Source organism: Paraburkholderia sp. 31.1 (assembly GCF_014397645.1).
Lineage (GTDB): Bacteria > Pseudomonadota > Gammaproteobacteria > Burkholderiales > Burkholderiaceae > Paraburkholderia > Paraburkholderia tuberum.
This window is the reverse complement of record NZ_VZQN01000002.1, coordinates 17,754-31,620: the sequence shown is the minus strand read 5'-3', so window position 1 is coordinate 31,620 and position 13,867 is coordinate 17,754. Positions and strand designations below refer to the sequence as shown.

Below are 13,867 nucleotides of genomic sequence, written 5' to 3'. Positions count from 1 at the left end.
AAGCTAACTGTCATCGCAGCCGCCTGCGCGATCAGGATTCATGCGCTATGCAGTGCGGCCCGTCGCGAGGACGGGCCGGAGAAATTACGCGCTTTCGAACAGGCGCGTCAACACGAACTCGCGGTGGCCGAGCGCTTCCGCCGACGTAAAGCGCCCGTTCGCGGTGCGCAGCATCGATTCCAGCAGCTTGTCGCCAGCCTGATCGAGATTCTGTTCGCGCTGCAACAGTCCCGACACATCCACGTCGATATGCTCGCTCATCGTGCGCACCGTACGCGGGTTCGCGCAAATCTTGATGACAGGCACGATCGGATTGCCGATCACGTTGCCCTGCCCGGTCGGGAAGAAATGCACGGCAAAGCCCGACGCGGCGCACAGCGTCACCATCTCGGCCGCGGCTGACGACGAATCCATGAACCACAAGCCTGGCCCCGTCGGTTCCTCGGCCTTGTCGAGCACGCCGTCGACTCTGCACTTCTTGCCGATCTTCTGGATATTGCCCAGCGCTTTTTCTTCGATGGTCGTCAGGCCGCCCGCGATGTTGCCTTTGGTCGGCTGCGACTCCGACAGATCGTCGGTCTTCCAGCGGTTGATCATGTCCTGATAGCGGTCGAACATGAACTGGAAGCGCTCGCGCACCTGGTCGTTCGCGCAACGCGCGGCAACGATCTGCTCGCCGCCCGTAAGTTCGGACGTCTCGCCGAAGACGAGCGTCGTGCCCAACCCATAGAGCTTGTCGAACGCATTGCCGACAGTCGGGTTCGCGCCGCAGCCGGACGTGGTATCGGATTCGCCGCACTTCGTGGATACCCACAGGTCCGAAATCGGGCATTCTTCGCGATCGAGAGACGTGGCGTACTGCACCATCTCTTTCGCGGTTTTCGACGCACGCATGATCGTATCGTGATCGCCATGCAGTTCGATGCCGAAGCCCATCACCGGCTTGCCTGACTTCGCAATGCCGTCTACGACGCGTTTGGTCCAGCCTTCCTCGATCCCGATCACGACGACCGCCGCGACGTTCGGGTTGCAGCCGGCGCCGATCAGCGTGCGGAAATGCAGATCGAGGTCGGCGCCGAACTGCAGGCGGCCGTATGGATGCGGTAGCGCCATCGTGCCTTTGATGGCCGTTTCGACGGCCAGCGCGGCGGCGTTCGACAAATCGTCGACGGGCAGGATGATCACATGGTTACGCACGCCGACGCGTCCATTGGAACGGCGAAACCCGCGGAAAGTGGTGTTCTGGTCAATCACGCTCATGGTGGCTCTCTTCGATCTGGCTCTGTTGAGTGGGGAAGCTCGCTCGCAATGTCGATGCGCGAGCTGGTCGATCCTCGCGCCGGCTACCAGCGCTTCGTCTTGATGTTGTGAACATGCGCATGTTCACCCGCGCGGATCGGCGCAACGACCTTGCCGATGTCCACGCCGTACTTGAACACCGTGTCGCCGACCGCCATGTCTTTTAGCGCCACCTTGTGACCGATCGGAATGTTCTGTTTCGCCGAGATCGTCACGAGCTCGTCGTCGTCCATGATCCACGCGTTCAATTGGGTGCCCGCCTTGATGCCTTCGACAACCGCCACACCGACGGTGTCTTTCGCTTCGTGCAGCACGATATGAATCGTTTTGCGATCTGACGAAGGGCCGGCGGAAGATCCTTCACCGGATTGTTGCGGTGCACCTGCTGCGGTGTGGCTCATCAGTTGTCTCCAGTCTGTTGGTACGGTTTGGTTCGCCTGCGTGAACCCATCTTAGGCGGCACATTTGCATATGTCAACCAGATCATCTATATGTGTTTGATGAACCATATGAAGTAGAATCAATTGAAAGACAGCAGCAATGAAGATGCAACGACAGGATGAGATCGATGAATACGTTGACGACGGGTATCAATCTACCGAACGGTGCGGCCACCACGCCGGCAATCGGCGGCACGCGCTACAAGGAAGTGAAGAATGCGATGCTGGCCGCGCTGGCCGCGCACGAATGGAAGGGCGGCGAAACGATTCCTTCGGAAAAGCGGCTGGCCGAACGCTTCGGCGTATCGATCGGCACGCTGCGCAAGGCAATCGACGAACTGGTGGCCGACAACATTCTGGTGCGGCATCAGGGGCTCGGTACTTTCGTCGCGCAACACCAGCGTGATCGTCATTTCTTCCGCTTCTTCCGCATCGTCCGCCAGGACGGCGACAAGACCTACCCGAGCGTAACGCTCGTGCAGTTCAGGAAGGCCAAGGCTACGCGCGATATCGCGACGCTGCTGAAAGTCGAAACGGGCGCGCGCGTGTTCACGTTCATCAACCGTCTGGCGCTGCATGGCGAAACGGTGATGATCGACAACATCACCGTACCCGAGGCGCGTTTTCCGGGCCTGACGGAAGCCGCGCTGCGCAGCCGGCCGAGCACGCTGTACAACTTCTATCAGGATGCGTTCAACATCAACGTGCTCGGCACCGAGGAACGCGTGCGCGTCGCGGTAGCCAATGAACTCGAAAGCAAGCTGCTGGAAGTGCCGCACGGCACACCGCTTCTTGAAGTGCGGCGCGTCGCGTATTCGTACCATCAGGCGCCCGTCGAAGTGCGGATCTCGCATGCGAACACCGCACGCTACGAATACGTCGGTGCTTCGGCATCGCACGAAGAGCCGCTCTGACAAGGCCAGAAGCCAAGCGCGGTGCGCAGCGCCAAAAGCCGCCGGCCGCGCGCCGCACATGTCACGTTTTCCCGCATTTGCAATCAACAGCACGATCACCTACACTCGCTACTCATACAGATGAGTTAAATCACACGGCACTGAATTCGCTGAATGCCACGGTCACCGAAGCAAGGCGTTTCACGCGCGATCCGGTTGCCCACAACACACCATCTGTGAACCTGATTCCGGCCGCGTCGCGCAAACCGTTTTGTCGCGAGCAGGCCGGCAACAAGGAGACACTCACGATGCGTACCCCGCCTCATCGTCATCCCGCTCATGTCCTTCATGTCGCGCCTTGCCGCGTGACGCATGCGTTGCGCCGGCCGCAGCCACGCGAGACCGAATAGGCACACGCAGCCCCCACCCATCCGGTTTATCCGGTGTCGCATTTCAACAGATTGGCCGTGCCGTTCCTGTCGCAAGGAGTGTCCAGCGATGAGCCTTCGTAAAGTTGCCGTATTTCTCTCAACGCTGCTCGCTCTCGGCGCAGCTCTCACCAGTGCGCCCGCCCGCGCCGAACTGTCGGAGATCCGGATCGCGCGCCAATACGGCGTCAGCTATTTGCCGCTGATGCTGATGCAGGATCAGAAGCTGATCGAAAAGCACGCCGCGCAACTGGGCGTGCCGAATCTGAAAGTGTCATGGGTCGAATTCGCGGGCGGCAACGTGATGAACGACGCGCTGCTGTCCGATTCGTTGCAGATCGCGTCAGGCGGCGTCGCGCCGCTCGTGCTGCTGTGGGCGCGTACGCGCGGCACGCCCGTCGAGGTCAAGGCGCTGTCGGCGATCAATTCGATGCCGCTGCTGTTGAACACCAACAATCCGACGGTGAAAACGTTGAAAGACTTCACCGGCAAGGACAAGATCGCGCTGCCCGCAGCGAAGGTGTCGATCCAGGCAATCACGTTGCAAATGGCCGCGGAAAAGGCCTTCGGCGCCGGCAACCAGGGGCAGCTCGATAAATACACTGTCTCGCTGGCTCATCCCGATGCGCAGCAGGCGCTGCTGTCGGGCAATAGCGAAGTGACCGCGCATTTCGGCTCGCCGCCCTTTCAGGAACAGGAATTGGCCCACCCTGGCGTGCGCACCGTTGTGAATTCGTATGACGTTCTGGGCGGCAAGTCGACATTCAATCTGGTCTGGTGCATGACGAAGTTCTATCAACAGAATCCGAAACTCGTGCAAGCCTTCATGGCCGCGCTCGACGATGCCGAAGCGCAGATCACCAGGGACAAGCACGCGGCCGCACTCGCCTACCTGCGCATCAGCAAGGACAAGAGCAATGTCGCCGACATCGAAAAGATGATTTCGTCGCCCGATGTCGCCTTCACGACCACGCCCGAAAACACGCTCAAATACGCGGATTTCATGGCACGCACGGGCCTGATCAAGACCAAACCCGCCTCGTGGAAGGACATGTTCTTTCCGACCGCCCAATCGCTTCAAGGGAGTTGATCATGCATCGCACGCGTGCTGGAGCCACCCGCGCCACATCCTCGCCGAGCGGCATGCCGTTACTGGATGTCGCCGGCGTAACGCTGCAATACAAGACGCCGCGGCATCTCGTGATGGCAACGTATCGCGTCGACTTTCAGGTATTCGAAGGCGACCGTTTCGTTTTGCTTGGGCCATCGGGTTGCGGGAAGTCGACGTTGCTCAAGAGCGTCGGCGGCTATCTGCTGCCGACGGAAGGTTCGATCACGCTGAAGGGCAAGACGGTGACGAAGCCGGGCCCCGACCGGATGATGGTCTTTCAGGAATTCGACCAGTTGCTGCCGTGGAAGACGGTCAAGCAGAACGTGATGTTTCCGCTGCTCGCTTCGCACCGGCTGTCGGCGCGCGAAGCGGAACAGCGCGCGATGCATTACATCGACAAGGTCAACCTCACGAAATTCTCGGACAGCCATCCGCATACGTTATCGGGCGGCATGAAGCAGCGCGTGGCGATTGCGCGCGGCATGGCGATGGAACCGGACATCCTGCTGATGGACGAGCCGTTCGCCGCACTCGATGCGCTCACGCGCCGCAAGATGCAGGACGAACTGCTGACGCTATGGCAGGAAACGCGCTTCACCGTGCTATTCGTCACGCATTCGATTCCGGAAGCGATCAAGGTCGGCAGCCGGATTCTGTTGCTGTCGCCGCACCCGGGGCAGGTCAAGGCAGAACTCGATACGGCGGCGGCAGGCGAATCCGCTGCCACGCTCGAAAAACGCATCCAGCACATGCTGTTCGAAGACGAAATCCACGAGGCAGAGAATGTCTGACGCTACCGCACACGGTTCCTCATCCGTCCATCCGTCCCGTGACGACATGATCACGCGCGCGCCGCGCGGCGAGATCATTCGCGAACCCAGCGATGCACAGCATTTCAGCGTCGTCGAAAAGCCGCTGTCACCGTTCGAGCGCCTGTACAACCAGAGCTGGCTGCGCAAGTTCCTGATCCTCGCGCTGCTCGCGCTGGTCTGGGAAGGCTACGGACGCTGGCTCAACAATCCGTTGCTGTTTCCCACTTTCAGCGCGACCGTCGACGCGTTCTGCACGAGCATCGCAAACGGCGAACTGCCCGGCAAGGCATGGGCGTCGATCCACGTATTGCTGCTCGGCTACGGCTGCGGTCTGCTGCTGGCCGCGTTGCTGACGGCCGCCGCGATCACCTCGCGCATCGGCACGGACTTTCTCGAAACGATGACCTCGATGCTCAACCCGCTGCCCGCCATCGCGCTGCTGCCGCTCGCGCTGATCTGGTTCGGGCTCGGCAACGGCAGCCTGATCTTCGTGCTCGTACATTCGGTGACATGGTCGGTCGCGTTGAATACGCACTCGGGCTTTCTGTCGGTGAGCAACACGCTGAAAATGGTCGGGCGCAACTATGGCTTGCGCGGCGGGCGCTACGTCGCCGCGATTCTGGTGCCCGCTGCGTTCCCGAGCATTCTGACCGGCCTGAAGATCGGCTGGGCCTTCGCGTGGCGCACGCTGATCGCCGCGGAACTCGTGTTCGGCGTGAGTTCGGGTTCCGGCGGCCTCGGCTGGTTCATCTACGAAAACAAGAACCTGCTCGACATCGCGAACGTGTTCGCGGGTCTGTTCACAGTGATTCTGATTGGCCTCGCCGTCGAGAACCTGATCTTCCGCGTACTCGAACGCCATACCGTGCAACGCTGGGGCATGCAGTCGTGAAGCATGGCGTGCACGCACGGGAGGCTCGTTGCTAAGCGCCGACATCGCGCTGCTGGTGATTGGAGGCAGCGCGGTCGCGGGCTTCGTGTCGGGGCTGGCGGGATTTGCGTTCGGTCTCGTCGCGATGGTGTTCTGGGCATGGGCGCTGCCGCCGCAAGCGATCGGGCCGATGCTGGTGGTCGGCTCGCTGGTCGGACAGATGCTAACCGTGCATACGGTGCGCTCGCAGATACGGCCGAAGATCATCGGTCCGTTCATCGCAGGAGGCATTGTCGGCGTGCCGATCGGCGCGACGCTGCTGCCGTTCATCGATCCCGTCGGCTTTCGGATCGGCGCCGGTCTGCTGATGATCGTCTATTGCGGCGTGATGCTCGCCGCGAAAGATCTGCCGACGGTGACGGCAGGCGGTGCCTGGGCGGACGGCGGCGTCGGTGTGGTCGGCGGCATTCTGGGCGGCATTGCGGGGCTCGTCGGTCCGGCACCGACCATATGGTGCATGCTGCGCGGTCACAACAAAGATACGCAGCGCGCGATCTGCCAAAGCTTTTTCATCGCGATGCAATCGCTGACGCTCGTCACGTATGCACTGACGGGCCTGATCGGCAAGCAGACGTTAGTACTCTTCGCCTGGATGCTGCCGTCGTCGCTGCTGTTTGCGTGGCTCGGCTCACGGCTTTATCGGCGTCTGTCGGACACCGCGTTTCGGCGGGTGCTGCTTGCGCTGCTGTTCGCTTCGGGCGTGGCGCTGCTGGGCTCATCGCTTGTTCACGCGATAAAGTAATGCCGATGCGGCAACGTCAAGCGGAGTGAGCGTCATGAGTGCGATTCGCTATTTCGTCACGTTTCTGTCCGTCGCGCGCCACGGCTCGTTCGCCGCAGCCGCCGACGAAGTGTGTCTCACGCAGGCCGCCGTGAGCCTGCAGATGCGTTCACTGGAACGCGATCTCGACATGGTGCTGTTCGAACGGAGCGCGCGCTCGGTCGCATTGAGCGAACAGGGACGCACGATCGTGCCGCTCGCCGAAACGCTGGTCGCCAACTATCGGCGGATTCTGGCCACGGCGGGCCGCGACGAACTGGCGGGCGTCGTGCGGGTCGGCGCGCTGGTGTCGTCGCTGATGGGCGCGTTCGCCGATGCGATGCTGAATCTGAAACGCCGCTACCCGCGCCTCGAACTGAAGCTTTTCACGGGCCTGTCGAGTGACTTCACGCGACGCGTGGAGAACGGAGAACTCGACGCCGCCATCGTCACGCAGTCGCCCACCGGCTTTCCCGCCGCGTTGAAGTGGACGGTGCTGTATCACGAGCCGATGGTGCTGATCTCGTCGGCTGACAATCCGCACGCGCACGTCGACACGCTGCTTCGTGAGCCGTTCATCCGTTTCGACCGGCAGACGTGGACAGGCATGCTGATCGACGACGCGCTGCGCGGCCTCGACGCTTCCGTGCACGACATCATGGAGTTGAACTCGCTCGAATCGATCTGCGAAATGGTGAAGCGCGGTTTCGGCGTTTCGGTAGTGCCGCGTCTCGCGAATGCGAACTGGAATCACGAATCAGGGCTGCGCGTGACCGAGTTGCCCGAGCGGATCGCGCCGCGCCGCGTCGGCCTGCTGGAACGGCGCGAACACGGACGCGAAGCGTTCACGGCCGCCGTGAAGCGTCACTTCACGACGGCGGCCGACGTTTCCGCCAGTGGCAATGATTCGTCGAGCAGCGACTGACCAGGCTTCACGCGCGTGAACTGCACGCGCCGGCGGCTGGTTTCGAAGGCGTTCTGCTCAAGCCGCAGGCATACATACTCGGATGTGTCCAGATCTCCGGCGTCGGGAAAGTCTTCGCGGAAATGCGCGCCGCGCGAATTCTCGCGCAGCAACGCCGACTCGGTGATCGCGCGGCTAACGAGCGTCAGGTTGTGCAGGTTCATCCAGTCGTGCCACGACAGGTTGAAGCGCAGATCGCGTCCATCGACACCCGTGCGGTCCAGCCGTTCGCCGATGTCGATCAATGCGCTTCTCGCGCGCAGCAAGCCCTGCTCGTCGCGCAGGATGCCGACGTCGCGCCACATCAACTCGTACAGGTCGTCCCGTATCGATTCGAGATCGCCCGCAGGCTGGCCGAGCGGCCGCGTGCAACGTTCGATGGCGCGCTCGATCTGACTGGCATCGGCGGTGGCGAGGCGCCCATGGCGCGGCACCCAGCGCGCGAGCGTCTCACCCGCAATGCCGCCGAACACCGTCGAATTCGCGACGCCGTTGCCGCCCAGCCGGTTCGCGCCGTGCACGCCGCCCGCATCCTCGCCCGCGACGAAGAGGCCCGGCAGCGTCGTCGAACAGTCGGTCTCGAACAGCACGCCGCCCATCATGTAGTGCGCGGTCGGCACCACTTCGACCTGGCCGCCCGCCAGATCGAAGCCGCAATCCGCGCAGCGTTCGACCATGCCCTTGAAACGCTGGCGCACGCTGTCGGGCCCGAGATGATCCATGCGCAGATAGACGCCGCCGTTCGGCGTCGTGTTGCCCGCGCGCAGTTCACGGAAAATGCTGCGCGAGACGATGTCGCGCGTCGCGCGCTCGCCGCGCGGATCGTAGCGGTGCATAAAGCGCTCGCCGTCGCCCGTCAGCAGATAGCCGCCCGCGCCGCGCAGCCCTTCTTCGAGCACGGTGCCCGTCATGCGCGTATGAGTGCCCGCCAGCAAGCCCGTCGGGTGGAACTGCACCATCTCCATGTCGCGCAACGTGAGGCCGGCACGCAGCGCCATCGCCATGCCGTCGCAACTCTTGTCTGCGCTCGGCGTGTGGTACTTGTACATCGTGGGGCCGCCGCCCGTCGCGAGCAGCACGGCCTTCGCGCGCACGAAGACGAATTCGCCGCTGCGAATGTCGATCATCAGCACGCCGGCCAGTGCGCTGCCGTCTTCGGACTCGATGAATTCCACCGCGCGATGTTCTTCGAGCCGCTCGATCCCGCGCGCCCACACCTGTTCGGCAAGCCGGTTGATGATCTCGATGCCAGTCTGATCGCCCTTGTGCACCGTGCGGTCGAAGGTTTGCCCGGCGAATGCCTTCTGCTTCAGCGTGCCGTCCGGGTTGCGGTCGAAGAAGCAGCCCAGTTCGTTTTCGAGTTCGTTGATCCGCTCGACCGCGCGTGTCACCAGCGTCCACGCGAGTTCCTGGTTCGACAGCCATTTGCCGCCTTCGATCGTATCCATGAAGTGACGTTCGATCGAATCGCCCTGTGCTAGCGCGACGTTATAGCCGCCCTGCACCATGCGCGTACAGCCGCATTTGCCGAGCAATCCTTTCACGGCGATCGTGATGCGCAACTGCGGCGCGTCGGCCTGCGCATGCAGCGCGGCAAACAGGCCTGCGCCGCCGCTGCCGAGAATCAGGATGTCGGTATCCACGTGCTTCATGGTCGGTTCCCGTGATGAACGACGCTGCGTTCGTTCAGCTTTTGATGCCCAGCGACGCGAGCACCGCTTCGCGCCGCTCGCGCGTGCTCTGCTGGACCTTCGTGTAGACGCTGCCGCCGTGACTATCCATCGCGACGAGCAGCGGGCCGAATTCGCCGATCCTGAAGCGCCATAGCGATTCGGGGTTCAGGTCGTCGAGATCGACGTCTTCGATCTGTTCGATCCATGTCGTCTCCAGCGCCGCCGTGCCGCCGACGATCGCGAGATACACGCCGCCGTATTTTGCGAACGCATCGCTCGACGCCTGCCCGAGCCCGCCCTTGCCGATCACGATGCGCACGCCGTACTGCGCCATCAGCGCCGCGGTGAAGCGCTCCATGCGTGCGGACGTCGTCGTGCCGACGCAGACGGGCTCGTAGCCCGCCGGATGTGCGTCCGAGCGTGGCACCTTGCGCACGTTCGGCGCGGTGTGAATCACCGCATGGCCGCGCAGATCGAAGCGAGTCGTGCGGCCACGGTCGAACATATGGATCTGCGTGGCGTCGCGGATGCCGAACAGCGTGCCTGTCAACGTAACGGTGTCGCCCGTGCGCAACGCGCGAATCTGCGCTTCGCTAGCGGGCATGGACAGGGTGTGATGAGTCATCGATCGTTCCTTGACGGTGTGCGTGCCGATGCGGACAGCCCGCGTGTCAGTAGCCGTACTCGACGCCCGCCGGCGTCAGCGTGGCGCGCGCGCGGCGGGCCGAATGACACTGCATGTTCACGGCAACCGGATTCATCGTGATATGCGTCGCCGCCAGTTCGAGGTGGACCGCGAACGATGTCGCGTCGCCGCCGAGCCCCTGCGGGCCGACGCCCAGGCGGTTCACCGCGGCCGATAGTTCCTGCTCCAGCGCGGCCGCCGCCGGATCGTCGCAATGCGTACCGAGCGCGCGCGTCGCGGCACGCTTGGCGAGCCACACGCACAGATCCGAGGTACCGCCGACGCCCACGCCTACAATCGTCGGCGGACACGTCTTGCCGCCCGCATCGACCACGCAGTCGATCACGAAGCGTTTGATCGCGTCGACACCTTCCGCCGGAATCGCCATTTTCAGAAACGAGTTGTTTTCCGAACCGCTGCCCTTCGGAATCATTTCGATCACGAGCGTGTCGGCTGTCGAGTCGAAGTCGATATGGATCGCGGGCATCAGCACGCCGCAAGACGAATGTTCGTTGTTCCGCGTCAGCGGATGCACGACCGACGAGCGCAATGGATGCTCGCGCGTGGCCCGTTCGCAGCCGCGCCGGATCGCTGCTTTCAACGCGACGCCGTCGAGCGCGAGGCCCGTGCCGATCGTCACGTTGTAGATCGGCAGCCCGGTGTCCTGGCACAGCAGGTTGTCCTGATCTTCGGCAATCGCGATATTGGTGCGCATTGTGCCCAGCACGCGGCGCGCGGTGTCGTCGGTTTCAGCGCGTTCGAGGCGCGCGATACCGTCCTTGATGTCGGGCGGCAAATGCTTCAGCGCGCGTATGTACAACTGCTTCGCGACCTCTTCGATCTGCTGCATGTCCATTGATGAATCTCCGTCGGGGGACCGTGCGTTCACAACGTGAGCGACAGCGCAAACGCCAGCCCGATGACCAATGCGCCGCCCGCTGTCGCCGCGATCAGGTTCTTGCGCAAACCGCTCCATGGCCGGTATTCGATGAGCAGAATGCGCACGCCGCCGAACAGATGCGCGGCCAGCAACGTGACGAGGCCCCACTCGGCGAATACGAAGGCGGGTTGCCTCGTCACGGCGAGAAACGACTCGAACGATGCTGCGCCGTGCAAAGCGGTGCCGAGCGCCCAGAAGTGCAGCGGCAGAAAGAAGGCGAGCGCGAGTCCGGACAGACGGTGCACAAGAAAGGCCCACCACGCGGGATGGTTGCGCGCGCGCGAGTCGGCGCGCCGGCCAGGGGTGCGGTGTCCGGCGTGGTTCGTGTCTGTTGCCGGTTTCGCTGCGCGTGCCATGTCGCTCATTGCGGCCCTCCTACCAGCGCGAAGACCGCGCGCAGACCGGCAATCGCCAACGCAATGCCGACGATCACGCTCGCCACCCCGACGCTGCGCCCGCGCCAGCCGAGCCACTCCTCGGCGATCCTTCTCAAGCCGACAGGCACATGCGCGGACGACGCAAGCACGAACACTGAATAGAACACCGCCCACGCCGTATTGCCGTGCAGACGCCCGATCACGTTCGCCGCGCTCAGCCCGCCATGCACGACGATAGTCATGGTGACAAGATGGACGGCCACGCATAAGGTCAGCACCATCGCCGACAGGCGCTGCAACCGCCAGCCGCTCATCATCGCGGTTCTCCTTTCGGCGCATGGCCGCGAAGCCGCTTCAGGCCGGCAATGCTGGCCGTCGGCTGCAGCGACTTGGGACACCGTTCGGTACACGAGCCGAGCGTATGGCACGAATGACAGCCTGCGTCGTTGGAGACGGCTGCGACGCGGGTTTGCTGCTGGATGTCGCGTACGTCGTTGACGAGCGTCCACGCACGATTGAGCGCGGCGGGTCCAAGATAGTCGGGGTTCCATGCGACCACGTCGCAGCTCGCATAACAGACACCGCAGCCGATGCATTCAATCCCCGCGTCGGCCGCCTTGCGTTCGGCGGAGGCGGGATCGACGCAAGCGGCAGGTTCGTTACGCGTGTGCTCGCCCTTGAAATAGCCCTTCGCGTCGCGCCATTTGTCGAAGAAGGCGGTCATATCCGTCGCCAGATCCTTGATGACGGGCAGGTGACTGAGAGGTGCGATTTCGAGCACGTCACCGGCGTGCTTCATGACTTTGGTGACGTGCGTGCGGCAGGTCCATCGCGCGCGGCCGTTGACGGTCATTGCGCATGAACCGCACATGCCGACCCGGCACGCAAAGCGATAGGACAGCGTCGCATCCAGATGGCGCTGGATGTGGATCACCACGTCGAGCACGGTCTGACTTTCCATGCGCGGCACGTCGAAGCGCTGAAAGCTGCCTTCGTCGTTACCGCGCCAGACGTCGACCTTGAGTTGCGGGGGAGTGATTCGCATCGTGACCGTTGAGGTTCGAATGATTGCGAAGCCAGTCTAAGGGGCGCGCGCCGCCCGTCAAAGCCAAAGATTCTTGTTGCAAGCTCAAGGTTTTTTTATGCTCGCGGGCGTGCGAGTGCCTGTGAGAACGATCTTGAAACCGCCCCACCAGGCTTGTCATTTCAGAGTGCTCGAAATTCCGCGCTAACATATGTTCGATTGCCCAATTGGAGTGCGTACGCACTCGTCGACGCCTGGGAACGCCGCCGCGTCCGCGGGTCTAGTGGATCCTGAGTTGCCGCAACACGCAACTAATCCACGAAGTCGGACAGCTTTAGTCAAACGGTCTGCAGAATGAGAAAACGATTACCTCCGCTTAACTGGTTGCGCGCATTTGAATCCTCTGCCCGGCATCTCAGTTTCACCCATGCGGCGACCGAGTTGAGCCTGACCCAGGCGGCGGTAAGCCAACAGGTGAAGGGACTCGAGTCGCAGTTGGGGGCAGTCCTCTTTAAGCGCTTGCCAAGAGGACTCGAGCTCACTGAGGCCGGGCTAGCCTATTTGCCGGTTGTCCACGAGGCCGTAGAGCGACTGGCGGCCGCAACTGAAGAGATCTTCGGGCAAGGTCACGGCAGAGTCCTTACCGTTCGGGTCAGCCTGGTGTTTTTTACCCATTGGCTGGCAATGCGCTTACCCGACTTTCGTGAACGCCACCCCGAGGTCAATCTGCGTATCACCAGCAACATATGGGGGGGCGATTCGAGCGTGACCGACGTCGAAGCCGATATGGAAATCCGCTATGGACATGGAGAATGGACGGGACTCAAGGCCGAGCGGCTGACCTGGGATACGTTGCTGCCGGTCTGCGCCCCATTCTTGCCCTCCGAACAGGCGCCACTGGCTACGCCGAAGGATCTCCGTTACCACGAACTACTCCACGTCCTGGGCTACGAGGAGGGCTGGGGATACTGGTTGAAGAAAGCAGGCGCGGGACAGGTCGACTCTTCGAAGGGAATGCAGTTCGATACCTTGATCTCTGCTTTGAGAATGGCCGAGCTTGGTCAAGGGGTGGCCTTGGCGCGCTCGTCGCTGGTCCAGTCGATGCTGGACACCGGGCAACTGATAGCGCCTTTCAAATCCCGGCTTACGACCAGTGAAGCTTTCTACCTGGTCTATTCTCCTCACAGCATCGTCAACCCTGATGCCGCGGCGTTCGTGGCCTGGTTGAGTGCGAAGGCTCAGGAGGGGCGTGCGCGGAACTGATCAGGCAGGTTGACATCGCACGTCCATTTCGCGGGGCTGCCAGTGATCGACTGGTCATTTTCCTGCGCGTTCACTCCGCCGGCCTCAGTCATAAATAAAATAGCCCCATCCTCGTTTTTTTTATTGCTTTACCGGCTCCCCGTTGTATCCGACAGTGATCCCCAGTTCGTCGCCAAGGCCCCTCGCCTCGCATTCGAAATGCGGTTGATTGGTGCTGGCGGCGACCCACCACAATGACGACCTGCGTTTCGGATCTGCAGGTCCTGG

General features: G+C 62.5%; 15 protein-coding genes. 7 read left to right on the top strand and 8 right to left on the bottom strand.

Annotation, left to right across the window (positions count from 1 at the left end; translation table 11 throughout):
- Positions 1 to 84: 84 nt before the first annotated feature.
- Positions 85 to 1,260 carry a UxaA family hydrolase gene (locus F6X37_RS01350; protein ID WP_018422893.1) on the bottom strand — a complete coding sequence of 392 codons (1,176 nt, stop codon included), beginning with the start codon at positions 1,258 to 1,260 and terminating at the stop codon, positions 85 to 87.
- 83 nt (positions 1,261 to 1,343) lie between these two features.
- Positions 1,344 to 1,613, bottom strand: a complete 270-nt coding sequence (locus F6X37_RS01345; protein WP_018422892.1) for a UxaA family hydrolase — start codon at positions 1,611 to 1,613, stop codon at positions 1,344 to 1,346.
- A gap of 254 nt (positions 1,614 to 1,867) precedes the next feature.
- Between F6X37_RS01345 and F6X37_RS01340 the strand changes: the two genes are divergently transcribed.
- The 6 genes from F6X37_RS01340 (at position 1,868) to F6X37_RS01315 (ending at position 7,599) form a co-directional block, all read left to right on the top strand.
- A complete protein-coding gene (locus tag F6X37_RS01340) occupies positions 1,868 to 2,653 on the top strand; it encodes a GntR family transcriptional regulator (protein WP_187610045.1) in 786 nt (261 codons plus the stop codon).
- A 477-nt stretch (positions 2,654 to 3,130) separates the two neighbouring features.
- Positions 3,131 to 4,150 carry an ABC transporter substrate-binding protein gene (locus F6X37_RS01335; protein ID WP_090804997.1) on the top strand — a complete coding sequence of 340 codons (1,020 nt, stop codon included), beginning with the start codon at positions 3,131 to 3,133 and terminating at the stop codon, positions 4,148 to 4,150.
- A 2-nt stretch (positions 4,151 to 4,152) separates the two neighbouring features.
- The gene (locus tag F6X37_RS01330) at positions 4,153 to 4,962 is read left to right on the top strand and encodes an ABC transporter ATP-binding protein (protein ID WP_244144794.1); all 810 of its coding nucleotides are present in this window, start codon (positions 4,153 to 4,155) and stop codon (positions 4,960 to 4,962) included.
- Positions 4,955 to 5,875 carry an ABC transporter permease gene (locus F6X37_RS01325; protein WP_187610044.1) on the top strand — a complete coding sequence of 307 codons (921 nt, stop codon included), beginning with the start codon at positions 4,955 to 4,957 and terminating at the stop codon, positions 5,873 to 5,875. Before F6X37_RS01330 ends, F6X37_RS01325 begins: the two co-directional genes overlap by 8 nt.
- A gap of 28 nt (positions 5,876 to 5,903) precedes the next feature.
- Complete coding sequence (locus F6X37_RS01320; RefSeq protein WP_018422887.1) at positions 5,904 to 6,656, top strand: sulfite exporter TauE/SafE family protein; 753 nt, start codon at positions 5,904 to 5,906, stop codon at positions 6,654 to 6,656.
- A gap of 34 nt (positions 6,657 to 6,690) precedes the next feature.
- Positions 6,691 to 7,599: a LysR substrate-binding domain-containing protein gene (locus tag F6X37_RS01315; RefSeq protein ID WP_187610043.1), complete on the top strand. Its 909-nt coding sequence runs from the start codon at positions 6,691 to 6,693 to the stop codon at positions 7,597 to 7,599.
- On the opposite strand, the gene F6X37_RS01310 is transcribed toward F6X37_RS01315, so the two are convergent.
- Genes F6X37_RS01310 through F6X37_RS01285 form a run of 6 tightly spaced genes read right to left on the bottom strand, consistent with a single transcriptional unit; the run spans position 7,539 to position 12,358 of the window.
- Positions 7,539 to 9,290, bottom strand: coding sequence for an L-aspartate oxidase (locus F6X37_RS01310; RefSeq protein ID WP_187610042.1), 1,752 nt, complete (start codon positions 9,288 to 9,290; stop codon positions 7,539 to 7,541). The two genes, F6X37_RS01315 and F6X37_RS01310, sit on opposite strands and share 61 nt — an antisense overlap.
- 34 nt (positions 9,291 to 9,324) lie before the next feature.
- On the bottom strand, positions 9,325 to 9,936 hold the full coding sequence (locus F6X37_RS01305) for a FumA C-terminus/TtdB family hydratase beta subunit (protein ID WP_090805009.1): 612 nt from the start codon (positions 9,934 to 9,936) through the stop codon (positions 9,325 to 9,327).
- Between the two features lie 46 nt (positions 9,937 to 9,982).
- Positions 9,983 to 10,852 (bottom strand): fumarate hydratase, encoded by an 870-nt coding sequence (locus tag F6X37_RS01300; RefSeq protein WP_187610041.1) that lies wholly within the window; start codon positions 10,850 to 10,852, stop codon positions 9,983 to 9,985.
- A gap of 29 nt (positions 10,853 to 10,881) precedes the next feature.
- Positions 10,882 to 11,301: a succinate dehydrogenase, cytochrome b556 subunit gene (gene sdhC, locus F6X37_RS01295; RefSeq protein ID WP_187610040.1), complete on the bottom strand. Its 420-nt coding sequence runs from the start codon at positions 11,299 to 11,301 to the stop codon at positions 10,882 to 10,884.
- Complete coding sequence (locus tag F6X37_RS01290; protein WP_187610039.1) at positions 11,298 to 11,630, bottom strand: succinate dehydrogenase; 333 nt, start codon at positions 11,628 to 11,630, stop codon at positions 11,298 to 11,300. Before F6X37_RS01290 ends, sdhC begins: the two co-directional genes overlap by 4 nt.
- Positions 11,627 to 12,358 carry a succinate dehydrogenase/fumarate reductase iron-sulfur subunit gene (locus F6X37_RS01285; protein WP_187610038.1) on the bottom strand — a complete coding sequence of 244 codons (732 nt, stop codon included), beginning with the start codon at positions 12,356 to 12,358 and terminating at the stop codon, positions 11,627 to 11,629. Before F6X37_RS01285 ends, F6X37_RS01290 begins: the two co-directional genes overlap by 4 nt.
- A gap of 333 nt (positions 12,359 to 12,691) precedes the next feature.
- Between F6X37_RS01285 and gcvA the strand changes: the two genes are divergently transcribed.
- Positions 12,692 to 13,600: a transcriptional regulator GcvA gene (gene gcvA, locus F6X37_RS01280; protein ID WP_090805019.1), complete on the top strand. Its 909-nt coding sequence runs from the start codon at positions 12,692 to 12,694 to the stop codon at positions 13,598 to 13,600.
- Positions 13,601 to 13,867 lie beyond the last annotated feature (267 nt).